Source organism: Paenibacillus chondroitinus NBRC 15376 (assembly GCF_004000765.1).
Lineage (GTDB): Bacteria > Bacillota > Bacilli > Paenibacillales > NBRC-103111 > Paenibacillus_E > Paenibacillus_E chondroitinus.
Map to the genome: position 1 here is coordinate 75,346 of NZ_BILW01000020.1, position 25,169 is coordinate 100,514.

At 45.3% G+C, this 25,169-nt stretch carries 24 protein-coding genes, 1 pseudogene and 1 riboswitch; of the genes and pseudogenes, 19 read left to right on the forward strand and 6 right to left on the reverse strand.

From position 1 onward, the window contains the following. Positions 1–137: 137 nt before the first annotated feature. Positions 138–1,622, reverse strand: a complete 1,485-nt coding sequence (locus PCH02S_RS21185; RefSeq protein ID WP_127455945.1) for an oligosaccharide flippase family protein — start codon at positions 1,620–1,622, stop codon at positions 138–140. A 328-nt stretch (positions 1,623–1,950) separates the two neighbouring features. On the opposite strand from PCH02S_RS21185, the gene PCH02S_RS21190 reads away from it, so the two are divergent. The 12 genes and pseudogenes from PCH02S_RS21190 (at position 1,951) to PCH02S_RS21240 (ending at position 12,665) form a co-directional block, all read left to right on the forward strand. Continuing rightward, the gene (locus PCH02S_RS21190; RefSeq protein WP_127455983.1) at positions 1,951–2,691 is read left to right on the forward strand and encodes an MgtC/SapB family protein; all 741 of its coding nucleotides are present in this window, start codon (positions 1,951–1,953) and stop codon (positions 2,689–2,691) included. 373 nt (positions 2,692–3,064) lie between these two features. After that, entirely contained in the window at positions 3,065–4,165 is a 1,101-nt protein-coding gene (locus PCH02S_RS21195; protein ID WP_127455946.1) for an alcohol dehydrogenase catalytic domain-containing protein, read from the forward strand. Between the two features lie 167 nt (positions 4,166–4,332). Beyond that, positions 4,333–5,169: a carbohydrate ABC transporter permease gene (locus PCH02S_RS21200; protein WP_174806808.1), complete on the forward strand. Its 837-nt coding sequence runs from the start codon at positions 4,333–4,335 to the stop codon at positions 5,167–5,169. 39 nt (positions 5,170–5,208) lie between these two features. Further along, the gene (locus tag PCH02S_RS21205; protein ID WP_127455984.1) at positions 5,209–6,018 is read left to right on the forward strand and encodes a carbohydrate ABC transporter permease; all 810 of its coding nucleotides are present in this window, start codon (positions 5,209–5,211) and stop codon (positions 6,016–6,018) included. Between the two features lie 39 nt (positions 6,019–6,057). Further along, the gene (locus tag PCH02S_RS21210) at positions 6,058–7,389 is read left to right on the forward strand and encodes an ABC transporter substrate-binding protein (protein ID WP_127455948.1); all 1,332 of its coding nucleotides are present in this window, start codon (positions 6,058–6,060) and stop codon (positions 7,387–7,389) included. A gap of 23 nt (positions 7,390–7,412) precedes the next feature. Further along, on the forward strand, positions 7,413–8,240 hold the full coding sequence (locus PCH02S_RS21215) for a glycerophosphodiester phosphodiesterase (protein ID WP_164819661.1): 828 nt from the start codon (positions 7,413–7,415) through the stop codon (positions 8,238–8,240). 19 nt (positions 8,241–8,259) lie between these two features. Further along, positions 8,260–9,300: a phage baseplate protein gene (locus PCH02S_RS21220; RefSeq protein WP_174806804.1), complete on the forward strand. Its 1,041-nt coding sequence runs from the start codon at positions 8,260–8,262 to the stop codon at positions 9,298–9,300. A 110-nt stretch (positions 9,301–9,410) separates the two neighbouring features. Next, a pseudogene (locus PCH02S_RS37030) lies at positions 9,411–9,527 on the forward strand (DeoR family transcriptional regulator); the annotation flags it as partial. A gap of 48 nt (positions 9,528–9,575) precedes the next feature. Beyond that, complete coding sequence (locus tag PCH02S_RS21225; RefSeq protein ID WP_407670114.1) at positions 9,576–10,172, forward strand: DeoR/GlpR family DNA-binding transcription regulator; 597 nt, start codon at positions 9,576–9,578, stop codon at positions 10,170–10,172. A 164-nt stretch (positions 10,173–10,336) separates the two neighbouring features. Then, complete coding sequence (locus PCH02S_RS21230) at positions 10,337–10,624, forward strand: SGNH/GDSL hydrolase family protein (RefSeq protein WP_268597622.1); 288 nt, start codon at positions 10,337–10,339, stop codon at positions 10,622–10,624. 38 nt (positions 10,625–10,662) lie between these two features. Continuing rightward, positions 10,663–11,358: a DNA alkylation repair protein gene (locus tag PCH02S_RS21235; RefSeq protein WP_127455951.1), complete on the forward strand. Its 696-nt coding sequence runs from the start codon at positions 10,663–10,665 to the stop codon at positions 11,356–11,358. Between the two features lie 98 nt (positions 11,359–11,456). Beyond that, positions 11,457–12,665 carry a multidrug effflux MFS transporter gene (locus PCH02S_RS21240; protein WP_127455952.1) on the forward strand — a complete coding sequence of 403 codons (1,209 nt, stop codon included), beginning with the start codon at positions 11,457–11,459 and terminating at the stop codon, positions 12,663–12,665. A gap of 66 nt (positions 12,666–12,731) precedes the next feature. Here the strand turns inward: PCH02S_RS21240 and PCH02S_RS21245 are convergent, their stop codons facing one another. Continuing rightward, entirely contained in the window at positions 12,732–13,079 is a 348-nt protein-coding gene (locus PCH02S_RS21245) for a VOC family protein (RefSeq protein ID WP_127455953.1), read from the reverse strand. A 290-nt stretch (positions 13,080–13,369) separates the two neighbouring features. On the opposite strand from PCH02S_RS21245, the gene PCH02S_RS21250 reads away from it, so the two are divergent. Next, a complete protein-coding gene (locus tag PCH02S_RS21250) occupies positions 13,370–14,656 on the forward strand; it encodes a S1C family serine protease (RefSeq protein WP_127455954.1) in 1,287 nt (428 codons plus the stop codon). Positions 14,657–14,701: 45 nt separating this feature from the next. On the opposite strand, the gene spoVB is transcribed toward PCH02S_RS21250, so the two are convergent. Then, a complete protein-coding gene (gene spoVB, locus PCH02S_RS21255; RefSeq protein ID WP_127455955.1) occupies positions 14,702–16,252 on the reverse strand; it encodes a stage V sporulation protein B in 1,551 nt (516 codons plus the stop codon). A 208-nt stretch (positions 16,253–16,460) separates the two neighbouring features. Between spoVB and PCH02S_RS21260 the strand changes: the two genes are divergently transcribed. Then, positions 16,461–17,117 carry a cupin domain-containing protein gene (locus PCH02S_RS21260; RefSeq protein WP_127455956.1) on the forward strand — a complete coding sequence of 219 codons (657 nt, stop codon included), beginning with the start codon at positions 16,461–16,463 and terminating at the stop codon, positions 17,115–17,117. A gap of 263 nt (positions 17,118–17,380) precedes the next feature. Then, positions 17,381–18,004, forward strand: a complete 624-nt coding sequence (locus PCH02S_RS21265; protein ID WP_127455957.1) for a DUF2569 family protein — start codon at positions 17,381–17,383, stop codon at positions 18,002–18,004. A 46-nt stretch (positions 18,005–18,050) separates the two neighbouring features. Here the strand turns inward: PCH02S_RS21265 and PCH02S_RS21270 are convergent, their stop codons facing one another. The 3 genes from PCH02S_RS21270 to PCH02S_RS21280 form a co-directional block, all read right to left on the reverse strand. Next, complete coding sequence (locus PCH02S_RS21270; RefSeq protein ID WP_127455958.1) at positions 18,051–18,689, reverse strand: peptide-methionine (S)-S-oxide reductase MsrA; 639 nt, start codon at positions 18,687–18,689, stop codon at positions 18,051–18,053. A gap of 13 nt (positions 18,690–18,702) precedes the next feature. Then, on the reverse strand, positions 18,703–20,082 hold the full coding sequence (locus tag PCH02S_RS21275; RefSeq protein WP_127455959.1) for an MFS transporter: 1,380 nt from the start codon (positions 20,080–20,082) through the stop codon (positions 18,703–18,705). Between the two features lie 66 nt (positions 20,083–20,148). Beyond that, positions 20,149–20,655, reverse strand: a complete 507-nt coding sequence (locus PCH02S_RS21280; protein WP_127455960.1) for a hypothetical protein — start codon at positions 20,653–20,655, stop codon at positions 20,149–20,151. 98 nt (positions 20,656–20,753) lie between these two features. Beyond that, a riboswitch (SAM riboswitch) is annotated at positions 20,754–20,886 on the reverse strand. Positions 20,887–21,060: 174 nt separating this feature from the next. Between PCH02S_RS21280 and PCH02S_RS21285 the strand changes: the two genes are divergently transcribed. From PCH02S_RS21285 to PCH02S_RS21300, 4 genes are all read left to right on the forward strand, one after another. After that, the gene (locus PCH02S_RS21285) at positions 21,061–21,903 is read left to right on the forward strand and encodes a metallophosphoesterase family protein (protein WP_127455961.1); all 843 of its coding nucleotides are present in this window, start codon (positions 21,061–21,063) and stop codon (positions 21,901–21,903) included. Between the two features lie 26 nt (positions 21,904–21,929). Then, entirely contained in the window at positions 21,930–22,562 is a 633-nt protein-coding gene (locus PCH02S_RS21290; RefSeq protein ID WP_127455962.1) for a glycerol-3-phosphate responsive antiterminator, read from the forward strand. A 192-nt stretch (positions 22,563–22,754) separates the two neighbouring features. Continuing rightward, positions 22,755–24,068, forward strand: coding sequence for an ABC transporter substrate-binding protein (locus tag PCH02S_RS21295; RefSeq protein WP_127455963.1), 1,314 nt, complete (start codon positions 22,755–22,757; stop codon positions 24,066–24,068). A 21-nt stretch (positions 24,069–24,089) separates the two neighbouring features. Continuing rightward, entirely contained in the window at positions 24,090–25,169 is a 1,080-nt protein-coding gene (locus PCH02S_RS21300; protein WP_127455964.1) for an ABC transporter ATP-binding protein, read from the forward strand.

The window sequence follows — 25,169 nt, forward strand, 5'->3', positions numbered from 1 at the left end:
AATGTGACGATTTCACTTGAAAAACGGGTGATGAAGACGAAATAAGACCCTTCAGTTCCTCTCAAAGAGCGATATGCTCGATTTCCTTAAAATAGCGAACTCCAGTTCCCTTAAGCAAAACTTAAGCGGGGTTCATGTTACTCCACAACAACGGCACGCTGAGCTGCTTTTGACCGCGGTTTGCGGGTTCTCTCAATCCATATCGTGAAAACGAGGAGAGCAAGAAGTCCCAAGACAATGAAGAGAGGCAGCCAGCTTTTTGCAAATCGACCTGCCACCATCATCACCAGCATCGCAATTGTTGGCAGCAGAGGCTCGCCGTAGGCTTTCCACCAGTTAAGCGTAAACTTTTCATAATAATAAAATCCGATCATCGTCAGAGCAGACACGGCCCAACCTCCGGTATAAATCCAAACGGCAAGCACTGGGCTGCTGGCGGCAACCATAGGGACTAAAATCACAACGAAAATTCCGGCGGCAATCATCACCCAGAAGGTGGATTTCGTCTTGCCGATACCTGCCATAATACTGCCTCCTAAACGGCCGACAGAAGAGAAGAGGACACCTAGCGCCATAAGACGAATGTATGTAGCGGAATCGCCTGTCGAATAGTCCGAACCAAATAAAAATCCATTGATTTGACTCGGATATAAGCAAATGATAGCAGTCAACGGATAAAGCAAAATGTTATTATAGCGGATGCAACTCGTACCGCGATTCTTGCTCTCTTGGGCATCCTGTGCTTTCTCTGCGACAAAGGGGAGGGTGACGATCATGAACGCCCAAGTGATGATTCCAATGAAGCCGGTAATTCGGAAACCATTTGCCAAATAACCTACGGCTAATACAGAGCTTGAACCTACCATCATGACGAGAAAAGGCTGTTGAAAAGCTTTGGCAATATTGCCGGCCCAGGTTGGCAGTCCGTATGCGAGCATGTTTTTGACCTCCTGAATGGGAAGTGGACCGAACCATAGGGGTTTATGCACACGTTCAACTTTGATGCAAATAATAAAGGCCGTCAGGAATGCTCCTACGCCCATCCAAAGTGAAATGTTTTCCAGCAAGCTCAGGCTGCCACGCGGCAAAAGCACGCCAAGCACCGTGCCGGTGGTGGAAAGCGCCGTCGTAATGACCATAAAGAAGGCTTGCGTGCCGAAATCGCGGTTTCCAGAGAAGGAGGCGACGCCGATGTTTAGGATGGAGCTGAAAATAAACATAATCGAACTAAGCAGCAATGCGCCTCGAAGCTCCGGCAAATGATAATAGTTCGCCAAAAGTGGAGCTAGAGCTAAGAGCAGCAATCCGATAATCAAGCTAAAAAGGAAGCTCCCTGTCAAAGCAACGCGCAAATTCGTTTGAACCGCTTCCAATGGTTTGCGCGAAAACGCATAGATTAAGGAAGAATTGAAGCCGAAATTGAGAAAAAGGGCTATCATTCCGAAGATTTGCAGCAGCAGGTTGACCTCGCCAAACCGATCCGGATCACCTAACTCCCGGGCAAGAACGATACTCCCCACGGTCTGCAGCATTTGATTGATAAAAAGTCCGAGACCGATAATAGACACATTTCTAAGCAAAAAACGTTGTGTGTCGGATAAATTGAATTGCTGTGTTCGCATGGGGACTTCCCCTTTTCCGTGGATTAGGTCACGCGTTAAGATATCCAAAGCGTATCAAACACCTCCGTGTATGACAAACCAAGAATTTGAAGGAAAACGGAGAAAAATTAAGATATTCATTGTTTATGTGGGGTTGTTAATTCCTGTAAGAGAAATATGTGGGAAAATTCAATTATTCATCTTGACACACCTATATACATGAAATACTATGAAATAAACATTAATGAACATTATTTTAATATTAATGAACATTACTGTTCGTTAACGAGTGAATGGGAGGGGGTGACGTCTATTGTTATCACATGATTCGATTTGGCACATTTCCGATATGTCCCTTACTTTTCGCATGATTTTATCAGTGGTACTTGGAGGGCTTATCGGTCTGGAGAGGGAATGGAGCAATCATGCAGCTGGACTTCGAACTCATATTCTTGTATGTGTCGGTTCAACAACTATCATGCTGTTGTCTATTTACGGGTTTAATGATTTCATCATTGAGCCTAACGTCAGGGTCGATCCTGCCCGTTTGGCTGCACAGGTGATAAGCGGAATCGGCTTTCTTGGTGCGGGAGCCATTATGCGCACGGGAGCAACGGTTTCCGGCTTGACTACGGCGGCCTCGATTTGGGTAGTCGCCGCAATCGGACTATCCGTAGGGGCGGGATTTTATTATGTATCTATTTTGGCTGCCATTCTTGTCTTGTTTTGTCTGTTTGTTTTGAATCATTGGGAGAGGTACCTGCTGCGGAAGCGTCGACACAAAGAATTTATTCTTTGTGTGTCGAGTAATCCTGAAAGTTTAAATCTTGTTTTCAATAAGCTGACCGAACTCAAAATACACATTCGGACTATGCAGATGATTCCGCGCATGGAAAGGGCGGAAGCTAATGCTTACAACGGTGAGGTTTCATTAGGCATTTCAATTAAAGTGCAAAACGATAAGTCGTTGACGGATATTTTGAAAACGCTTATCTCCCTTCCGGACGTTCTGGGTGTAGAGCCAAGTGCTCAGCATGAACATTCTGGTGGAAGCGGTAGCGAACATGTAGTTAAATCCTTGCACTCTTAGGGGAGTAAAGTTATACATATCGTAATAAAGAAAGCATAGAAGCGGTGGCTCTTCCTATTTGGGTGGTAGCGGCCAGGCGGCTATGCTTATTTGTTTTGTTTAACAGCAATTAAACATAATCAAGCAATATATCTGCTAATATTTATGAAAAATTCGTGTTGACGAAAGCGAAATTCGGATAGTATACTCAAAACAAGCAATAATAAGCAATAATAAACATTTTATTGCAATAGAATATGAGCAGGAAGGAGAAGAAGGGGTTTATGCTGTAATACGGCATAGAACGGAAGCAGCATATGCGGGTCTGATTGGATTTATTTAAATGTAGTTTATAACCGCAGAAGTCATTAGATAGAAATGGGAGGAATCATAGATGGAACAAGCAAAATTCGTACAGAACAGAATTCAATCGCGTGCGTATCGCTTAGTAAAGCCTCATGAGGTAATTGAGACCGTCATTGAAAAACAAATGCATGATTGGGATGTTGTCGTGGAACCGACTCTGGGCAGCGTATGTCATGCGGATTTACGCTATTTTAGTGGGCAACGACGAGCAGAAGTGTTGGAAAAAAAGCTTCCTATGGCACTTATTCATGAAGGAATTGGCATCGTAAAGTCAAGTGGTACACCGGCAGTCAAAACGGGCCAACGAGTTGTTATTGTACCGAACATTCAAGGTTATATGCTAGATGGAACAGAACCGATGAACTGTTGTGAGTCTTGCAGAAGCGGCAAGGGAGTCAATTATTGCACACGGGGGCGTTTTCTCGGAAGCGGAACCGACGGCATTGCTCAGAGCAGATTGGTATTTCCGGCAGCAAGTGCAATCCCGATTCCAGATGAAGTGCCGGATGAAATTGCTGTACTGACAGAGCTAAGCTCCGTTTCCTATCAAGCACTCCATCATGTTGCCGATGCACTTAAGAGTGCACAGGTAGTTGTATTCGGAGACGGTCCGGTCGGATATTTGGCAGCTGCTATGCTTCATCATGTTTATGGTGTAAGTCAAGACCGCCTCACTGTATTCGGTGCTGTCCCGGAGAAGCTGGCACAATTTGAATTTGCCACCCGCAGACTGGTGCAGGACTATGATTTCTCCAAAGGTGAAAAGTATGATGTCGCTTTGGAATGCACGGGTGGTAAGTTCTCAGAAAGTGCGATAAATCAAGCTATTGATGTGTTAAATCCAGGCGGACATCTCATTCTGATGGGAGTAACGGAAGATCGGGTCCCCATTAATACGAGGGACGTTCTTGAGAAAGGAATCACGATGAGAGGAAGCAGTCGTAGTTCTATTGATGATTTCATTCCTGTGTTGGAGGCTATGAAAGATTTGCAATGCCAGGAAACCTTAAGGAAGCTGCTTCCGGATGAACGGACACAGATTCAATCTGCAGAAGATTTCGCACATGTTATGGAATTTGCTGAATCCAACAGAGGGTGGAAGAAGATTCTACTAAATTTCAAATGGTGATGTTTCAGTAATGACAAAAATAATGAATTGAAGTAAACTTATCTAAGCAAAAAGAAAGCGTTTACCAAGAGAAATAAACATTAATAAGCATCAACATTTTTTATATTAATGGAAGGAGGATCCATTTGAACAAACAGAGACTTTGGGGCAAGTTTCGCCCGTATGTCATGATTGCGCCTGCCATGGCCGGTATCCTTGTTTTTGTCATTTACCCTATTCTGTACCTGATCTATTTAAGCTTCTTTAAATATAACATGCTGAATAAGGCAAAGAGCAGGTTCATTGGTCTGGATAATTTTATTGAAATCTTCACAAGAGAAGACTTTTACAAATCACTATGGAATACGTGCTTGTACACGATTGGAGTTGTCGTTCTGACCTTGGCATTATCCTTGATCATAGCCGTCTGGCTAAGCAACAACAGCAAATTCAATTCCTTGATTCAAGTCGGTATCTTTACACCTCATATTATTTCAATCGTATCGATTGCGCTCGTATGGCTTTGGATGATGGAGCCGAGTGTCGGTTATCTCAATTACATGTTGAAAGCGCTCGGTTTACCACCGTCCCAATGGTTGCAAAGCTCCAGAACGGCTTTGGTTTCTGTCATTCTCGTTTCGGTATGGCACAGCATCGGCTATTATACACTAATTATAATCGCAGCCATCCGAGGGATTTCTAAAGAGATTCTTGAAGCAGCGGCTATTGATAATGCCAGTAAGTTTAGGGTGCTGTTCTCGATAACGATTCCCATGATTTCGCCACAGCTATTTTTTATCCTTATCATTATGACCATCGGTTCGTTCAAAGTTTTTGATACGGTGAGAATCATGACGGGAGGCGGTCCCAATAAAGCAACCAACACGCTTGTTTACTACATTTATGAATTCCGTACGACGAATATCGGTTATGCTTCAGCGACGGGCGTAGTACTGATGGCGGCAATCGGTCTGCTGACCGTGCTGTACTTCCGATTACTGTCCAAAAAAGTCCATTATTCGTAATGGCAAACTAGAGGATGAAAAAGGAGAGTACAATTGGCCATGAAGCGAACCGTCAGCTTTATTTTCAAAATCGCGCTTCTACTTGTTTTTATATTCCCGTTTCTGTGGATGATATCGACGTCATTGCAGTCTTATGATGAGATTATGACGTTCCCGCCAACGATGGTTCCAGCTATGCCGCAGTGGAAAAACTTCACGGATGCTATGGGTACGGGGCCATTTTTAACCTATACAAGGAATTCCGTCATCGTGACGCTTTCCGTTATCGTTCTGCAAGTGATTGTGATGATCCCAGCTGCTTACGCTTTTGCCAAGTACAATTTTTACGGAAAAGGAATCCTGTTCGGCATGGTGCTGTTGGCGTTTATGATTCCCGGACAGGTTACCTTCATTCCTGTTTATTTGATGCTGGCGGATTGGGGCTTAATCAAGTCGCTGCTGCCGCAAATTATTCCGTTTATGTCCAATGCATTCGGCATCTTCCTGCTGCGCCAATATTTTATGCAAACTCCGGAAGAAATCATAGAGGCTGCCCGAATAGATAACGCGAGCGAGTTCAGAATCATGTGGAATATCCTGACCCCAATGGCTATGCCTGCCTTGGCGACGGTTGTCCTTTTCAGCTTTGTCAGCCATTGGAACGATTATTTCTGGCCTTTAGTGATGACCGATTCGACACCTGTTCGGCCTCTTACCATAGGTATTTCAATGCTGAAGGAAACGGAAGGCGTGAACAATTGGAATATTCTTATGGCGGCCAATGTGGTGTTGGTCATTCCCATTTTGATTGTGTATGCATTCTGCTCGAAATACATTGTTAAAGCTTTTGTATACTCCGGAATTAAATAAACCGAAACAATCTAATCCTATTAATGGAGGGGTAAATACATGAAGAAAAAAGTTGGCAATATGATGGTCACTGCAGTCGTATTAACGGGTTTGCTAGCAGGCTGTTCATCAAATGGAAGCGGCGTTGAAGGATCAACGGCTCCAGCATCGACTTCGGCTGCGACGGCCAAGGCCTCTGGCGAGCCGGCAAAAGGCAAGGCTACGGTTCAATTTTGGCACTCTCTCGGGGGAAAAACCGGTGAGTATATGACAGCGATGATTGACCGATTCAATGCTTCCCATCCTAATATTGAAGTGGTTGGAACGTTTCAAGGCAATTATGATGAAACCGCTACCAAATTGCAGCAGTCGATTGCCGCCAATACCGCACCCGACGTGACGATGCTTGAACGCGCATATGTTGAGCAGTTCGCAGATGCAGAGGTATTGCAAGATCTTAATTCTTATATGAAAAGTTCGAAACTGAGCGCAGATGACTTCGTTCCTGGTTTGATGGGGCATTCTACGTTTAATAACAAATTGGTATCTTTGCCTTTAAACCGTTCCACGCCGATTTTCTATATCAATAAGGATATGCTGGATGAAAAAGGACTTGCGGTTCCGACAACTTGGGACGAACTGAACAAAGTTGCCAACGCGCTGGTGATTAAGGAAGGAAGCGAATACAAGCGTTATGGGCTTACCATGGTTCACGATTCATGGTACCCGATTGCCTTGATTGCGCAAGCAGGCGGTAAGTTTTTCAATGAAAAAGCAACTTCAGTTGATTTTATTGATAACGGAATTGGGGATAAAGTGTTTGGCTACTTGAAGGATATGCAAAAGTCAGGCGCTTTGTACTACCCACCTTCACAAAACTCCGGCAGCATTGTCAATCAGATGTTCACAGATGGTAAAGTCGGGATGATGTTCCAATCGACAGGTGTTATGGGATCACTCTCCAACCTTAAGTTTAAAATGGTAACCGCTTTCATGCCGAAAGATAAAGTGAATGCTGAGCCTACAGGCGGCGCTAATATTGCCATGACTGCCGGATCCAAGCAAAAGGACGCAGCATGGGAGTTCATTAACTGGGTGGAGACCGATCCGCAAGGCGGCTTACAGTTCATAATCGATACGGGTTACCTGCCTTTCACCAAGAAAATGGTCGAAACGAAGCAAATTCAGGATCTATGGACGAAAGAGCCGAACCGCAAGGTCGCTTACGATCAGCTTCAATTTGCCGTTGATACCAATAAAAGCGTCGTTTGGCCGGAAGTTATGAAAGAGTTTCATTCCGTTATGCAGGCAATTATGTATGACAGCAAAGATATCAAATCGTCATTGGATGGATTTAAAAAGGAAACGGAACGAATTTTGAAGTCCAAATAAAATAATGTGGAGGAATGGCGTCAATGTCCATAACTGACAAGAACTTAGGGAGCAAGGCTATTCAATGGCAAGCGCACCAAAACTCGAATTCAGAAGTGCCCGAGAATACGATGGCAGCGATGAATTACGCATGGAATCTCGGGGGGATACCCGAGATTGATATCCGTCAAACGGCAGATGGCATCATTATCGGTATACATGACGCAACGCCGAAACGAACATTGTCCGTACCCGAAGCGGATCAAGACAAGCTGATCTCTGAACTTACTTTTGATCAGATTCAGCAATGGGATGCAGGTGTGAAATTCGGCGAGCAGTTCCGTAATGAGAAGGTTCCTTCACTTAAACAAATATTGGCTGGTTTGTCCGAGCATTCCGACCGTCAGCTCTATCTGGACTTTAAACAGGTAGATTTGGAAGCATTGGCTGCGCTGATTCAAGAATATGGCGTAGCCCGACAGATTATTTTTGCCCACAATAATCATGAGAATTGTAAAACCGTTAAACGGTTAGTTCCCGAGGTTAGAACCATGCTGTGGATTCCTGCGCGTTTCCCAGAAACAGCGGTGGAAACATTCACACATATTCGTCAAACTGGGTTTGACTCCCTCAATATGGTTCAGCTTCACCTGCCAGATGCCGAGGAAAAGCAGTCGTGGCGTTACAAGCTGCAGAAGACATTTATTCAAGAGGCTCTGCAGTATTTGGGAGAAGCGGGAATGGAATTGGAAGTGCTGCCGTACAAATTTGATCAGGAAGACTTATTCGAATTACTTGACATGGGAATTCGGCGATATGCAGTTGACGAGCCAAGTGTATTTGTTGAGCTATTGAATCGCTATTTTAATTAGGAAAGTGAGGTCAAATTCGATGAGAGCTAAAAGGTGTATGGTGTTGATTGCAGGAGTCGTGCTCATCTGTGTGCTTGGGTCATCCATGCCTACGGCAAGTGCAAAGCAACCTTCATGGCATTCAAAAGTATTTGATTTGTCCGCACAACCGACGGAGCTGGTCCGTGATAAAGCGTTGCAAAATGGCACCGTTCTGCAATCATTTGCTTTTGATAACGTAAATAAGCATATCTATACCGTGCAGTTGATGGCAGGCGGGCTTATGCTTCCGGGAGAACCGGCTGCCGTCAGCGGGGCGAATCGCAGTTTGAACGGCGATTTGGCTTTGACTGAGCTGGATCTTGAGGGAAACAAGTTAGGTTACATGTACTTGAAAGGTTTCGGTCATGGTGTTCAGATCGGAGTTGAAACGGAAGACGGAATTCCTTATATTTGGTCGGAAACAGACTCCGTTGCAGAGGGGAAAGATGGTTGGGGAACCGTCATCACAAGATTCAAGTTTGAGAATGGAAAGATTTTAACTCCCGAGTCGCCGGAGCTTCAGAAACATAAACTCATCGAAGGGGCGGATCGCACAACGGTAAATATTGATGCGGTTAACGACTTGTTAACAATGCGCTACCGGAAAGATGGTGTTTTCCACTTCGGTGTGTATGAATTGGAAAGTGTTAAGCAGCACCAGTATGACGCTATTGCGGATGTTGTGCAGCCAAGCGTAGGAACATTTCAAGGCTTCGCCTCTTACGGGCAATACCTCTATTTGCTGGAGGGGAGTTCTTACGGCACAAGCGGTTCGGTTGAACCAACAGGCAATACGTACATTACAACTGTGAATTTTGATACAGGAGAAGCAGTCGACAAGCAGCTGATTACAGCAGGGAGTTCTTTATCTTTTAGAGAACCGGAAGGCTTAGCTGTACGAATTCCCGATGTGAAACACCCTCAAAAAGCGGAGCTTGGTGTAGGGTTTGCCTCCGACTTCACCCCTTTGCGCTTGGCAAATGTGTACACGTACAATCGGATGCTACCTGAGGCGGCTATCAAAAATCGCAATAAATAGATTTTACTTGACCGAATAAACAGCATATACTAATCTAAAAGCAAAAATAAGCGAATATACTCTTATCTGAGCATAATATTAGCAAAGTTTGCACTTAAGAGGGGTGCCTCGTGTTAGCGGCAGAACGAAAATTTAGGATAGTCGAATATGTAAAAATACATCGTGTTGCAACAATCGCTGAATTAGCCCAAGAATTCAACGTTCATGAAGCTACCATTCGAAGGGACCTGGAGGAAATTGAACAAAAGGGACTTGCGAAGAGGACACACGGTGGGGTGACAATCGATCAATGGACGCATAATGAACCTTCGTTTAATGAAAGAGTTGCCCAACAATTCGATCAAAAAGACAGGATTGGCAAGATGGCCGCAAGCATGGTGGAAGACGGAGAGCACATCATTATTGACTCCGGAACTACAACGCTGCATATTGCCAAAAACCTGGTTCAACGATCAAACATTACAGTGGTCACCAATGACATGAATATTGCTACAGAGCTGCGTGATGCACCGGGCATCAAGGTCATTGTAACCGGCGGCGATCTTTATCCTTCCAGCTATATGTTAAACGGTATGTTCACGGATCATGTTCTGGGTTCCCTCCATGTTCAGAAGGCGTTTATCGGGATTCCTGTCATTCATCCCAAGTACGGTCTCATGCATCCGGAAGCCCAGCTGGTTCCGACCAAAAAAGGCATGATAAATGCGGCGGAAAAGATAATTGTTGTAGCGGATGACAGTAAAATAGGTAAGGTATCACTACATACCGTAGCTCCTTGCACATCCATTAATACACTGATTACAGGCAGCAACGTATCGGAAAATGTGGTGCGGCAATTCCGCGACAGTGGAATGGATGTTATCATGGTGTGATCGATGAGTGCGGAGATCGACCAAGTTCAATTAAGGATACCCCGTGGGGGTGTCCTTTTTATATATTTTGGGGATTTACGAATGTGATTGGTTTTGTGTTAAAGTGAATATATCGAACCGGTAGAGGGGAGCAAATTCATGAAACTGGTCTGTTTCGAGACAGTATAACTTCAAGGACAGAAGGTTATGATCGCCCGCTATTGACCATAAAACTTGCCTCTAAACTTGGCGAAGAATGGGAAGTCATTAACGCTGGCGTACCTGGCAATAATACATTTGATGCGATCGAGAGAATTCAAACTGATGTCTTATCTCATAACCCGGATCTTGTGACGGTACTATTTGGCGCAAATGATGCTGCACATCATAAGAGGGTTCAATTGCTAGATTATAAGAGGAATCTCACTGACATTGATAAATCATGGCCTCCATTTCGGAGAACTCGGTTATGAGTATTTATCCGATGAAATAAAAAAGGAAGTGTTGATCTATGAACGTAGAAACGGTCATGCAAGAACTTGAACTTCTGGGTAAGGAACGAACCAAGAAAATTTACGTCTCCAACGGTGCGCACGAGCCACTATTTGGTGTAGCTACCGGTGAAATGAAGCCCATTGCCAAAAAAATCAAGCTTAATCAAACTTTGGCTGAGGAGCTTTACAATACTGGAAACTACGATGCGATGTATTTTGCCGGCGTTATTGCTGACCCCAAGGCAATGACGGAAGCGGATTTTGACCGTTGGATAGATGCAGCCTATTTTTATATGCTGTCTGATTATGTGGTTGCTGTAACTTTGGCAGAAACAGATATCGCTGAGCAGGTTGCCGATAAATGGATCCTTAGCGGTGAAGAGTTGAAAATGTCGGCAGGCTGGAGTTGTTACTGCTGGCTCTTGGGTAACCGACGGGACAGCGAATTTGATGAAAGTAAACTTGCCGCTCTGCTCGAAAGAGTGAAAAATACGATTCATGATGCGCCCGAACGAACGAAATATGCAATGAATAATTTCATCTACACAGTAGGTGTATCCTATTTGCCGCTTCATGATAAGGCCATAGAGACAGCAAAAGCCGTTGGTCCAGTTGAAGTCGAACGCAATAAGAGCCTGATCGCTTCCGAGCGTATTCAAAAGGAAGTGGAAAAAGGGAGAATTGGTTTCAAACGCAAATATGTTAGATGTTAAATATCATTGTCGGAATTTGTAGATTTGTGTTAGGATGAACATCAGGTTCTTTATATGAGACTTGGATAAGGATAGAAGAATAGGAGATCATTTTTATTATGACCAGCAAGAACAATCAGCATGCGTTTAGATTAGCATTGCTGCTCGGTTTATTTTCGACACTCGGGCCTTTTACCATTGATATGTATTTACCCGCGTTCCCGGAAATTGTGAAGCAATTCGGTACAACGGCTTCCCTTGTACAACTCAGTTTGACCGCTTGTTTACTCGGTCTGGGCATCGGCCAACTCGTGATGGGTTCTCTGAGTGATGTCTATGGCAGACGCAACCCGCTGCTTATCTCTATGGCCTTTTACGTCGTCGCTTCATTAGCTTGTGCGTTCTCGCCTAATATCGGAGTGTTGATTGCATTCCGTTTCGTGCAGGGCTTCTCCGCATCCGCGGGTATTGTTATTTCCCGGGCAATTGCACGTGACTTGTACAGTGGCCACGAACTCACCAAGTTTTTCTCCCTGCTGCTGCTTGTCGGTAATTTGGGGCCGCTCGTAGCACCGGTTACCGGTAGTGGAATACTATCTTTCACGACGTGGATCGGCGTATTTATCGCACTTGCGATACTGGGATTGTACCTATTGACGATGACAAAATGGAAGCTGCAAGAGACTTTGCCATCCGATCGTCGCAGGCCTAGCAATTTTATGGAGCAGTTAAAGAACTACGGATCGCTCCTGCGAGATCGCCAATTTGTCGGATATATGCTGGCACAGGGCATTATGATCGCGGGCGTGTTCGCTTACGTGTCGGGAACGCCTTTTATCTATCAAAATATTTACGGCGCTTCACCGACGGTATTCGCTCTTTTGTTCGGGTCAAACGGCATTAGCTTAATCATCGGCTCCCAAGTGGTGGGGCGGATGTCGCATCGCGTCTCTGAACAGGCCTTTCTGTTGTTCGGTCTGTGGGTAGCTTTTTTTGCCAGCCTTACAGTTTTAGTAGTAGCCATCGTTCATGGGCCGCTTTTCGCTTTAGTCATTCCGTTGTTTTTCTTTGTGGCCGCAATCGGTATAACGTCAACGGCAGCTTTTCCGCTTGCGATGGAGAGCCAAAGTCAAAATGCGGGCAGCGCTGCTGCATTGCTGGGTGTCATCCCATTCTTGCTTGGGGCTGTTGTCTCCCCGCTGGTCGGTATCGCGGGTGAGAATACCGCTGTACCGCTAGGCGTCATTATTTTGTTGACGAGCGCCGCTGCGATGTTCGCTTATTTCATTCTCGTAAGAAGAGGCTCACGCGGAGTCGCTCAACGATAACTAAACCAAAAAAGCCTCTAGAAGCACTTAACTTGTGCGTTCTAGAGGCTTTTTCGCTATGCCGACTTATTTCTCCCACAGCTCGATCAGCCGACCTTCCGGATCTTCGATCCAAGCAAACTTGCCATAGTCACCGACTTCTTTGTTCTTGGCTAGAGGTACACCGATTTGTTCAAGATGCTGAATCATCTCGTCCAGATCGTAGACTTGAAAATTTAACATGACTTGCTGTTCTTTTGGAAAATAGCCGCTATCCTCGGTAAAGAATGAAAAGATCGTTTTATTGTCGGATTGAGGTTGTATGATCGTCCCGTTCCAATCTCCGATTTCAATCTTCAGCACGTCACTGTACCATTTTTTTATAACCTCAACATTTTTAGTTCTCCAAAAAATGCCTCCAAAACCTTTGATCATCGTAATTTACTCCTGTCTATCGTCCTATTTTTGGGCATCCGATTACAGTAGATATTCGAGATGTACAGGTAAGTTCCTTTTTCCCGTGGGGTTGCCCACTAGTATTGTTTTCTAAAGAGCAGGAGCTAATGCTTGAAATATCGGCGAGGACAGCCTTCGCGCCTTCAGCATTTTTTCAGTTAACTTTCATATGCCTATCAGCCCAACTTAAGTCTCATTTCAGGTTCGCGTCCTATACTTCAACTATCAACATTAATTCAATTAACTAGCACTCGAAAGGTGGTAATCACATGAATGAAGATATGAAAGATAATATGAAAGATATGAACGATATGAATGATATCCATGATATGATCGAAGTAAAGGGTATAAAGGTTGATAATAAAATTGGGAATCCTAAATTTAAATCCATGTTTGCAGCTTTTATGGCTGGCGCGGTCGTCATTGGCGGCTTGATGTTCACATCGGATAAGCTGAATTTGTTTGGATTTGATGCGGTGTCCACGCCATCAAGCGTCGCTGCGGCCAATAATTCAGCAGCAGCCAATGTCCAAACCGCGTCATTATCGCCAACAGGGAATAATAGCGTATCAGCCATTGCAAAATCCGCAAGCCCGGCAATTGTCAAAATTGAGACGAAAGTAAAGCAGACGAATACAGGACAAAATAGAAGAAACCCATTCCAACAAGGCACCCAAAGTGGGGATACCATTGAAAATGGGATTGGATCGGGCTTTATCTTTGACTCGAGTGGATATATTTTAACTAACGAGCACGTTATTGATGGCGCGGATGAGATTAGCGTCTATGTCCAAGGGTACGACACACCTTTTACAGCAAAACTTCTAGGAAGCAGTTACGATCTAGACTTGGCAGTCCTTCAGATTCAGGGAGACAAAGAATTTCCGGCATTGAAAATAGGCAGTTCCGACAATACGGAAGTAGGCGATTGGCTAGTTGCGATCGGCAACCCTTATGACTTCGATTACTCCGTAACGACTGGGGTTCTAAGCGCCAAAGAGCGTGAGATCAGCATTGATGACACCCAAGGGACTAGAAACTATAAGCATTTACTACAAACCGATACAGCGATCAATCCTGGGAACTCTGGCGGTCCGCTTTTAAATTTGAATGGGGAAGTTATCGGGATTAATACAGCTGTGAACTCTGAAGCGCAAGGAATCGGTTTTGCCATTCCATCAAGCACCTTCAGTTCGGTTGTGGATAAGTTGAAAAATAATGAAACGATCCCCAAAGAGCCAGCACCCTACATTGGTGTAGCGCTGCAAAATATTACGGATGATATGCTGTCAGATTTAAAAATCAACAGCACAAAAGGCGCGGTTGTTGCTGAAGTAGAGCATGGTACACCAGCATTTGAAGGGGGCATTCGTCAATATGACGTTATTTTAAGTGTAAATGGCAAAGCATCTTCCAGCACGGAGGACATTACCAAAGCTGTGCAAGCCGCGTCTGTTGGCGATGAATTGAAAATAACCATTTCTCGCGACGGGCAAGAGAAGGATGTTACCGTTAAAGTTGGCGATAAAAACGCAGCAGCCAGTTATCAAAGCTAATAAAATGGAGACCCCCAGCAAACCGCTGAGGGTCTCTTTCTACGCTTACCATGGAATTGAAAACCTGTGACGCGAACTTTTCCAATTCAACGTACCTGTGAATACGAGTGCTGCGAAATAGAGAAGCAAGGAACAAACGATAGAAGTAGTTACGCACCAAACCTGCGGCATGCCATGGCTCATTACATATTGATAGATCCAGTGGCCGGATATCGCCATCATCATCATACTGATCCCAACTTTGACATAGGGACGAATGTTCCAATAGAACCCGATGGAGTTGGAGATGGAAAAGAAGTTCAGCACCGTCTGCATCACAATACCGATACCGATGCCATAAGCCACACCGATAATGCCCAGCTGGCTGCCTAAAATGTAGATCGTGACAGCCTTGAATGCGGTGGCTATGACATAATTCCACAGCGTAGCCTGCGCGCGGCCGAGACCGAGCAGGATCGCATGAAGGGGAGCATCGAAATAATGCAGGAAAAACATTGGCGCCAGTATTTTCAGCAGCAATCCTGCCTCGGGTGCATGATAGACAAGCGTCGTTAGCGGAGTCGCCCACTCGTACAGGATCACGGTTGCCGGCGCGCCGATCAGAAGCCCCAAGTTCAAAGCCTGATTCATCCGTTCATGGATAAGCAGGCTGTTCTTGTTCGCCGCTGCTTCGCCAATTGCAGGTATAAGTGCGGTTGACAAGGATTGCGTGATAAAGCTTGGCATGAACAGCAGTGGAAACGCATAACCGGCAAGCATGCCGAACTGCTTGGTGGCGAGCGCCGTACCGACGCCGGCGAGCGCTAGGCTCGTGGTGATAAGAAGCGGCTGGAAGGTACTGTACAACGAATGAATAATGCCGTGACCGGTGGTCGGCAGTCCGATCTGCAGCAGCTCGCCGAGTGTGCTTCTTCCTTGCTTCAGGTGGTTTGCCCAAGTTTCGCCAGGCGTCCTGGATTCGCCGAACAGCTTGTAGCTTGTCACCAGGAAGAGGAGGCTGACGGCTTCACTGATGACAGAGGCAGCCATGGCTCCTGCGGCGGCATAAGCGACGCCGTAAGGCAGGAGCAAGTGGACAAGCGCTAACACGCAGGCGATTTGAACGGTATGCTCCAGCACATCGGAGGCTGCAATAGTTTTCATCCGCTGCATGCCGCGGAAATATCCTTTTAATACCGCGGAGACGGCTACAATCGGCGCGATCGGCGTAATGGCGAGCATCGCGTAATAAGCACGTTGGTCGCTTAGGAGAATGGATGCGATCCACTCGGATCCAAGCAGCGTTATGGTCGTGAGCGCTACGCTCAAGAAGCCCGTGACGGCAAGCGAGACATGCAGAATGCGTCTTACTTTCATTCGTTCGCCGCGGGCGGAGGCCTCTGCGACCAACTTCGAAATGGCTACCGGCAATCCCAGCTCCGTAATCGTTATAACGAGCGGGACGAGCGGATGGGCCATCATCAAGATGCCGATTCCCTCTGCGCCCAGTACACGTGCGATATACATGCCGCTGATAAAACCGAGAATACGATTGATGAAAGCAGCGACAGACAATACCAGCGTACCTCTCATGAACGAATGCCCATGTTGTGACATGACTTGTGTCCTCCTGTTTCTGTTTATCGAATATTTAAATGTATTCAAAAATTGGAAAAGCATGCGAACAAGCAGGTTTTGATGTTATTTTTACGGTTGGATGGGCCGTGTAGAATGAAAGTTGACTGGGAGAAGGACATTTGTCATGGGTATAGATGAAGTGGAATACGTTTAGTAAAGACGATAATACAATCGGGAGGCTGAGCGTATGGCTGTATCCTATATGGATTTCACTTCTCCAAACGTCCAATATTTCTACGATCTGAAGAATAATCGTACATTCACTAAAGATGCGAACAATTTCATTAATGCGCTGGGTATTCAGCAGTTGAATACATTGGGCAACGTTTCATTGCTCGACATCTATTTATCCAAAGCGAACGTGGTCGAGCCGCATGTCCATCAAAACGCAACGGAGCTGGTCTATTGCATTCGAGGCGCAGCGGTCGTGTCCCTCTTGAATCCGTTCACCAAAATGGTGCTTAACTTCAACATTACACCCGGCCAGGTGGCGAATATTCCGCAAGGGTGGTTCCACTGGGAAATGGCAACCGAAGACGAGACGCATCTGCTCGCGATCTTCGATGCGCCGGTACCGGAATTCATCGCGGTATCCGACTTCCTCAGGCTGGCGCCGAGAAACATGCTCGCTCATACGTATTGCTTGGATCAAGCGCAGATCACGCAGGCGTTAGCCCCGATCCAGAGCACTGTCACGATCGGGCCGCCGGCCGATTGCTCGCATCAACGCCAGGTGCGGCCTGATACTTACCCACCGCAAGCGGAGCAGCATCGGCAAGCTTCTTATACCGGATATGTGTCGCGGCCATCACCTTTCCCGGGCATTGGCAACGGCTATCGGTAGGGGGGGCTGTGCCTCTTATGCAAACAAAGAACCGCAAATGCTTGCGGTTCTTTGGGGCATTCACATCAGGGGAACTAGGGGGCGCTATTCTAACAAAAAAGCACAATTTCCGTGAGCAGGGGAACTCCGTTCCTCTATTTTGGCAATTTTGCTGTGAAACCAGGCCATTGACGAGAAATAAGAGCCTGTAGTTCCGCCTAATTAGGAAATAGCTGGTTTTCTGCAAAATAGAGGCTTCCAGTTCCCTTACGTGGCTTGAGTTGTTGGCAAGCGAAGTGATTACTGTCACATATTCATTGACAGAATTTATTTTTTTGGGGAGTATAAAGGTAAGACGGAAAAGATTGAAAGGTGACTCAATGGCCCATACGGAAAACGACTTAGCAGTAAAAATGGATAACACGACAGGAATGATGCCACCCATAGAGGAAAAGCCTAAGCCTTACGGTTTTGGTGGCTGGCTTTACTTGGTAGCGTTAGGTCTCCTATTAACTTTCGGGAGCTCCTTCTACTATTTGCTGGATACGCTATTCCCTGTTTACCAAAGTGGACGGTTGTCCCAATTGTATGAGGAAAACTGGAAATATGCTTTTATTATCATTTATGAGACTGCCATGAATTTATTTTATGTGGTTTTTCCAGTCATCATTGGATATTGCATGTTGAAAAAAAAGAAGCTATTGAAATATATGGCGATATATTTTTATTTGATTAACTTTGCTGCTAATGTTGGCTATTATTTTATTTCAAACTCCATTGAGGAAATGGCGACTCATGAACTAATGGGGGAACAAGGCAGAAATATTGTTAAATCCTTCGTTACTTGTTTAATCTGGATCCCTTACTTTATCAATTCAAAACGAGTGAAAAATACATATACAAATTAAAGGAAAAAGGCAGCCCATCTAACCAGATCGGCTGCCTTTAGTCCTCTTACCACTTTATCCCTCGAATGAGCCGAATGATCTCTTCCTGCTCCTCACCGCTAATCAGCCATGTCCGGATTTCGTTGATGATTTTATCCCTATTGGTGTACCCTTTAGCCAGCCCATTTAATCTTGCAGCCAAGGTTGCGTTGATCAGTTCCTCCTCGGTTGGAAAAAGAGTGCTCAACTTGTCGACGGCATCGGGATAGCGTTTCAAATAATATTTCTGATGCCTGTCCTCAGCAGGGTAAAAGCCCTTAAAAGGAGCAACCTCGGTATCCGGCGTACCCTTTCCTTGTTCCTCGCTGTTCGTCATGATCTTACGAATGATATCCAACTGTGAGGGGTCGCGATATAAGACCAAAGATCGGTATTGCCGGCCTTTGTAATCATTTATATTAACCGGATTATGGTTGCTCCAGAAGACATGCAGGATAGCTTCCAAACTCACGATGCTGGAATCGAAGTCCATTTCGACGGTCTCGGAGTGGTCCCCAAGCTGCCGGTATGTGGGGTTCACTGTTGTTCCACCGGCAAAACCAACACGTGTTCTCGTGATGCCGGCCAGCTGCCCGAACAAAGCATCAGGACTCCAGAAGCACCCCATCCCCAGGGTTACCGTTTGGTCGTTGCCATTATTCATCATGTTCATCTCCTTATTACGACTGTACTTGCTCCGTACCGCTTCTCGCTCTAAGAAACATACGAAGGGACAATAAAAGCATCAGCACGCTGATGATCACGCACCCGATGATCAAACTGTGAAAGTGCGCAGTCGTGATTTGCGTGCTGAAAACCGTTCCGAGCAAGCTCGAAGATAATATGGTTCCCATAAAACGAGAAGTCATGAACATACCCGAGGCAATGCCGGTCTCTGCCGTCGTAACGTAAGAATACAGGGCTGTTTGCAGTCCGAGATTCTGAAACCCGTTGCTGATGCCAAGCACAGATAAGCAGATAAAAATCCAAACCGCAGTAGAGCTGTCATGAATCGTTAACAGCATGGAGGTTCCAGCCACAACGAATAACGTACCGACGAGCAGCGGAGTTCGCGAACCGGAACGGTCAATCCACCTGCCCACAAGGGGGGTGACGAGGATGCCGAAGCCTGAAATGGACAGCATGATTAATCCTACTTCTTGCCCATTGTAATGCCGCACCTGCTGCAAATACGAAGGGATCCCAAACATAATTGAATAGAACACAATATTGACTAAAATGAATTGCAAATAAACGAAGCAAACATCGACATTCCGTTTTAGAAACAGGACATCAATAAACGGCTGCTTTCGTTTGGCTTCATACCAGTAAAAGCCTACGCTGAGCACCAGACTAAGCAGGAGCAACAGCCAGTTGACCCCGGATTTGAACGATAGGAAAAAGAACAGCCAGCTAAAGATCAGCGCAGTAAAAAAGACGATGCCTGTTATGTCCAGAGAACCTGCACCTGCCTGCTTCCGGGGTGCATCCTTAGGCATCATTCGGAGAGCGAGTACGAATGATACGACGATAAACGGAAAATTAATGAGAAAAATAGACGGCCAGTCGCTATATTGGATCAAAAATCCTCCGAGCGATGGACCTAGAGCCGCCGAGGTGGAGGAGAACACCGACATGACACTTAGCGCTCTCGCTTGATTCGTCGTGATGACCGAGCGGATGATGCCCATGCCATTGGGGAATAGGGCGGAGCTGCCGATCGCTTGAATGACACGAAACGTCATCAGCCAGCCAAAGCTCGTTGAAAGTGGCGCCAGCATGGAGGAGACGGTGATGAGGGCGAGTCCGAGCATGAAGATTTTTTTGCGGCCGAATAAATCGCCGACCTTCCCCATGACGGGCTGTGCGACCGCACTAGCCACATAGTAGGTTGCGATGAGCCAGGAAATCGAGGCATACGTGACATGAAACTCTTCCTGCAGCCTGGAAAAAGCGACGGAAATCATGGTCGTGTTCAATGGGTTAAGCAGCGTTCCCAAAGCTACAGCTGTTATGAGCCATAGATGGCCGGTTTTGTTTGATTTGGCGGTATCTGACAAGAAGATGAACTCCTTTCTAATGAGGCTTCAATCTAACTTAAGTATTTTTTCAATGTTCATATGTGTTTAAAAGGAGATATACGATTGTGAATGATTGTATAAGTAAGCCCGATCCAACATATATTTTTGATTCTTGTTTGTTAGCGAGATAGGCTCTTTTTTTTCAATAAGATCCTGTAAGGCGGACTCCATTAACTCTTTTCTCAAGGGTCCCCATGATTCTTGTTTTAATTGTGTATAGTTCATACTTTCGGTCAAAGTCAGCCCTTTTATCCGCTGGAAAAGAGCAACCCACGTAGTCAAATCGCACTTCAGGCTTTCAGAAGGGATTGCAAATTCCTTGATGCCAACAGCTCCCGTATCCGTGGAGATTGCAAGAAGTCCATAGATTGTATCAACTCCGTCCCCAAGCTGCAGCTTAGCGATAAGTTCGTGGTCAAGGTCATATCGAAAACATTCTATTCGGGTAATCTTGACTGTTGCTTGCAGGAAAGCGATTTGAAGAGGGGGGCGATCCTGGCAAGTCTGGGCGGTTTCAATCGTCGTCATTCTCTCATTCATTGTGATTGACATCTTGTCACATCCTTAAACAAGTGTAATAGCTCGAAAAAGCAAAAATGACCTTCTCCGGAAACAGAGAAAGGTCATAGGAATTCAAAGTCATCGCCTCGCTCTTATCTCCCAGATTCGCTAGCCTAACACAGCGTCTCCGCAAGAATTAGCACCGTGCATTCCTTTGCTAACAAAGGATTGTCGGTTGCCGGGTATCATCGGGCTAGTCCCTCCACCTACTCTTGATAAGAAAAATCAACCTATTCGATTACGTTCAATATTACTACAAAGCACTCTGTTGTCAAGGATAAAATTCAAGTCAAATATTTACAAAATTAATATATGAAATAGTTAATCAATTTAATACAAGCTAACTATGATGATGATAGATGACATCAAATTTTAGTGAAAGAAGGAGCGATCTTTATGAAGCTAGTCGTAATGGGAGATTTGCATTATCACGAAATTGATGAAACAATTCCTGGTTGGTTAGAAGCACGGAATGGATTCTATGAAACTTTACTGGGACGTTTTTTGGAATTGGAAGGTGACGCTCATATTTCACTGGGAGATTTGACGAATTACGGGCATTCCTCGGAGCTTCGTGAAGTATATGCGCTGCTGCGAGAAAGTGATAGAACGTTCTACCATGCTTTAGGTAACCATGATCTGTATGCTCAAACAAGAAGGGAAGTTCTCGAAATAACGGGACAACCTCGCTATCACGCTGTAGAAAATGAGAAAGCCATCCTTGTATTCCTGGATACCGCTAAAGAAATGGATTTTGAGGATTGGGGAGGCTCGGTCGACGAAGAGCAATTGACATGGTTTGAAGAGGTCATAACGGCATCGGGGACGAAACCAGTTTTGGTTTTTGCTCATCATCCGGTACATAACACGACAACCAATTCCGATAAAGATAAAGGTTCCATTCACCCAAGCATCGATATGTGGAAGATCCTAAGCAAGAAAGAAGGCGTAGGGATCTATTTTAACGGGCATACGCACATTGATTCTATTGTTAAGCAAAATAATTGGACGTTTGTTCAACTATCTGCTTGTCTTGATCAGCATGGTCTGCGAATTGTGGACGTTGAGCAAGATGAAATTCGTATTTCGGCGATTGATTTTACGGATGCGGCCCTGACTGGGAATGTTGAGATGTTATATAACAATATGAATCATTTTAGACATAATGCCAGCGCACGTGGGACAGATTCAGAACGGGAGTGCATCATCTCTTTGCGAATAGAGGCGGAACAACGATAGTTTCTGATCAGGGGAGGTCTTGATGGATGAAAAAGCTTAAGCAGGATGAAGGCGGAATGTTTTTTGAAAGATTAAGCACGCACCGTATGGTGGCTTCCATCAAGGAGCCAAAACAAATCGAAATTGCCTTATCTCTTAAACACCAATTAAGCGGTGTATTTCTCTTAACCGGCCATATCGGCGTCATCAAAGGTTATGTGGATTTGTTTAATAAACACCAGCTGCCTGTTTTTCTGCACTTGGAGAAAATAGGAGGTTTAAGTACCGACGCTTATGGTATGGACTACTTGGCCAAAGTGATTAAACCTACCGGCATTATTACGACGAAAACGAATGTTGTAAAAACAGCGAAAAAAATGGGCTTGCTGGCCATTCAACGCTTCTTCCTGGTTGATACGGAAGGCGTGGAGAACATTTTCAAAAGTCTTGCTCAAGTGGAGCCGGACATCATTGAAGTCATGCCGGCACGAATTCCTCAGATGATAGGAGAGATTAAGAAGTTCACGACCCTTCCCATTATTACAGGCGGTTTGGTGTACGAACGAAGTCAGGTTATGGATGGCTTTAAACATGGTGCAACGGCGGTATCTGCCTCCAAAACGGATTTATGGCGAGAGATCTATACCACAGAAGAAAACATTATTCGGAATATTGGCTAATGGAATAATTTTCATAATATTAATAACCACTTAACACTCATTTAATACTGGGCGATTATGATGAAGCCAGACAAGTAAATAGATGTAGGTTGGAGTAGTGGAGAAGCCTGATTAGCGGCCGACTTGAAGTCGGCGGTTGATTTAGGCTTCTTTCTTTTTGGATTCATACTAAAAAATTGGGAGGAACTACAAATGTTTAAGAAAAAATTAGTATCGATTCTTGCGGTAAGTTCAGTCATTATGCTTTCAGCATGCGGAACAGGTAGTGCGGGAGACAAGGCTGCTTCGGGTTCAGCCAATACGGCTTCTTCTCCACAAGGCAAAATCGTCATTAAATATTGGACGGCTAACGGTGGAAAAATTGAAGAAGCCAAACAAAACCTGGTGAAAAAGTTTAATGAATCACAGAACAAAATTGAAGTTCAGCAAGCAAACCAAGGCAACTACGATGATCTTCATGCGAAAGTGCAAGCGGCATTCGCTGCTGGGAACGCACCTGCCGTTTTTGACCTCGAGATTGCCTCTACCGGGATTTTCGCCCGCTCAGGGATGCTTGTAGATTTGACTCCTCTTGCAGCAAGGGATGAGGCACAAGTTAATATTAAGGATTTTAACCCTGGTCTTATGGGGAATGCGTATATCGATGGCAAGCTGTATGGGATTCCATTTATGAGAAGCACCCCGATCTTTTACAAAAATGTCACGATGTTAAAAGATGCCGGTTTGGACCCTGCCGGTCCGAAAAACTGGAAGGAACTGGAGGAATATTCCCGGGTTCTGAAAGCAAAAGGGAAGACACCGATGACGATGGCCGTTGGCGTTTGGGAATACGAGGCGCTTGTTGCTCAAAGCGGTGGTAAGGTACTAAGCGAGGACGGGAAAAAAGCTGCATTCAACTCCCCTGAAGGCGTTGCACCTGTAGAGTTTTGGAAGAAGATGTCCGATGACGGTTTGATCAAGTTTACGGTAGGAAAGACAGCAGGTGCTGACGCGGAGAAAGATTGGACCAACCAAATTTCCGCTTTCAAAATCGGATCTACGGCAGGGGTTTCAGCAAGCTTAGAGGTTGCGAAAGGAAATAACTTCGTAATGGCAACCGACTTTATGCCTGCTAATAAATCGTATGGCGTTCCAACGGGCGGATGCCAACTGGCCATCACGTCCAAGCAGAATGATGCTGAAAAAGAAGCGACTTGGGAGTTTGTGAAGTTCATGACATCCAAAGAAAACACGATCTATCAGCATAAATATGTGGGATACCTGCCTAACCGTCTGTCTGCTTTGCAAAGCGATGAACTGCAAAACTACTACAAAGAGTTCCCGCAATACAAAGTAGCTTCCGATCAATTGCAGTATGCCGTCATGCGTCCGAACGCGAATGCCTACGCTGAAGTTTCAAAAACGATCATTGATGCTATGACGAAAGCCATCCTTGAAAAAGATGTCAAACCGCAAGATGCCATGAACGAGGCTGCGGAAAAAGCGAATAAATTGTTGAGCAAGTAATCCTGGTAAGGAGATGAACGTATGGCCAAGATCCAACTAGTCAATATTGGCAAAAAATATAAAGACGATACGATTATCAGCGGTCTGAATCTGACGATCAAAGATGGGTCGTTTACCGTGCTTGTCGGCCCATCCGGCTGCGGCAAATCAACAACCCTGCGCATGATTGCAGGACTTGAAAAACAGACCGAAGGACAAATATGGATCGGCGACAAATGTGTAAATGATACGCAGCCTGGGCTTAGGGATGTCGCCATGGTTTTTCAAAACTACGCGTTATATCCAACCATGACCGTACGTGAAAATATCGAATTCGGGCTCAAGAACAGAAAAGTTCCCAAAATGGAGCGGGAAACCTTGATCCGCGATATCTGTGAAATCGTGGCGTTAACGCCTCATCTGGACAAAAAGCCGCAAAACTTATCCGGGGGGCAGCGTCAGAGGGTGGCGTTAGCCCGGGCGATGGTCAAGAAACCAAAGGTATTTATTTTGGATGAGCCGCTCTCCAATCTGGACGCCAAGCTGCGCAACCAGATGAGAACGGAGTTGATTCAGCTTCATAAAAGGCTGGGCAGCACATTTGTTTACGTAACCCACGATCAAGTGGAAGCCATGTCGATGGGCGATGAGATCGTCGTTATGAACAAAGGAGTTATTCAGCAGTCGGACTCGCCTTTGAAGCTTTATAACGATCCGGTGAATGTTTTCACAGCACAGTTTATCGGTACCCCGGCTATGAATATTTTTGATTATGGCCATGTTCACGGGTTAAAGGTAGAGGCAGCTTCGGAGATCGGGTATATCGGCTTCCGGGCTGAACATGTGGTGATGTCTCCGAAGGATCGCACAGAGGGGTTTGTTATGGAGGGTGAAATTATTACCAGAGAAAGCCTGGGAGCGGAAAATATTTATCAGATCGATTCCCACATGGGGACGTTTTTCGTCAAAACCTTCCTTACCGCTCTGGAAACGAATGATCATATTCAAGTAATGATTCCATATGATCAGCTTTACTATTTTGACTTAGAGGGCCAAAGAATTCGCGACATATCCAGATATGTCCAACGTGAGAAAATCCTTGTTGCTGGCGGCGGTGTTTAA

What these genes read in the sequence shown, in the direction of transcription:
- PCH02S_RS21205 (WP_127455984.1), top strand. Translation starts at nt 5,209, where the DNA reads ATGAAGCGAACCGTCAGCTTTATTTTCAAAATCGCGCTTCTACTTGTT.
- PCH02S_RS21295 (WP_127455963.1), top strand. Translation starts at nt 22,755, where the DNA reads ATGTTTAAGAAAAAATTAGTATCGATTCTTGCGGTAAGTTCAGTCATT.
- PCH02S_RS21260 (WP_127455956.1), top strand. Translation starts at nt 16,461, where the DNA reads ATGGCTGTATCCTATATGGATTTCACTTCTCCAAACGTCCAATATTTC.
- PCH02S_RS21285 (WP_127455961.1), top strand. Translation starts at nt 21,061, where the DNA reads ATGAAGCTAGTCGTAATGGGAGATTTGCATTATCACGAAATTGATGAA.
- spoVB (WP_127455955.1), bottom strand. Translation starts at nt 16,252, where the DNA reads ATGTCACAACATGGGCATTCGTTCATGAGAGGTACGCTGGTATTGTCT.
- PCH02S_RS21250 (WP_127455954.1), top strand. Translation starts at nt 13,370, where the DNA reads ATGAATGAAGATATGAAAGATAATATGAAAGATATGAACGATATGAAT.
- PCH02S_RS21240 (WP_127455952.1), top strand. Translation starts at nt 11,457, where the DNA reads ATGACCAGCAAGAACAATCAGCATGCGTTTAGATTAGCATTGCTGCTC.
- PCH02S_RS21245 (WP_127455953.1), bottom strand. Translation starts at nt 13,079, where the DNA reads ATGATCAAAGGTTTTGGAGGCATTTTTTGGAGAACTAAAAATGTTGAG.
- PCH02S_RS21185 (WP_127455945.1), bottom strand. Translation starts at nt 1,622, where the DNA reads ATGCGAACACAGCAATTCAATTTATCCGACACACAACGTTTTTTGCTT.
- PCH02S_RS21210 (WP_127455948.1), top strand. Translation starts at nt 6,058, where the DNA reads ATGAAGAAAAAAGTTGGCAATATGATGGTCACTGCAGTCGTATTAACG.
- PCH02S_RS21220 (WP_174806804.1), top strand. Translation starts at nt 8,260, where the DNA reads ATGAGAGCTAAAAGGTGTATGGTGTTGATTGCAGGAGTCGTGCTCATC.
- PCH02S_RS21270 (WP_127455958.1), bottom strand. Translation starts at nt 18,689, where the DNA reads ATGATGAATAATGGCAACGACCAAACGGTAACCCTGGGGATGGGGTGC.
- PCH02S_RS21195 (WP_127455946.1), top strand. Translation starts at nt 3,065, where the DNA reads ATGGAACAAGCAAAATTCGTACAGAACAGAATTCAATCGCGTGCGTAT.
- PCH02S_RS21215 (WP_164819661.1), top strand. Translation starts at nt 7,413, where the DNA reads ATGTCCATAACTGACAAGAACTTAGGGAGCAAGGCTATTCAATGGCAA.
- PCH02S_RS21235 (WP_127455951.1), top strand. Translation starts at nt 10,663, where the DNA reads ATGAACGTAGAAACGGTCATGCAAGAACTTGAACTTCTGGGTAAGGAA.
- PCH02S_RS21200 (WP_174806808.1), top strand. Translation starts at nt 4,333, where the DNA reads ATGATTGCGCCTGCCATGGCCGGTATCCTTGTTTTTGTCATTTACCCT.
- PCH02S_RS21290 (WP_127455962.1), top strand. Translation starts at nt 21,930, where the DNA reads ATGAAAAAGCTTAAGCAGGATGAAGGCGGAATGTTTTTTGAAAGATTA.
- PCH02S_RS21190 (WP_127455983.1), top strand. Translation starts at nt 1,951, where the DNA reads ATGTCCCTTACTTTTCGCATGATTTTATCAGTGGTACTTGGAGGGCTT.
- PCH02S_RS21280 (WP_127455960.1), bottom strand. Translation starts at nt 20,655, where the DNA reads ATGTCAATCACAATGAATGAGAGAATGACGACGATTGAAACCGCCCAG.
- PCH02S_RS21300 (WP_127455964.1), top strand. Translation starts at nt 24,090, where the DNA reads ATGGCCAAGATCCAACTAGTCAATATTGGCAAAAAATATAAAGACGAT.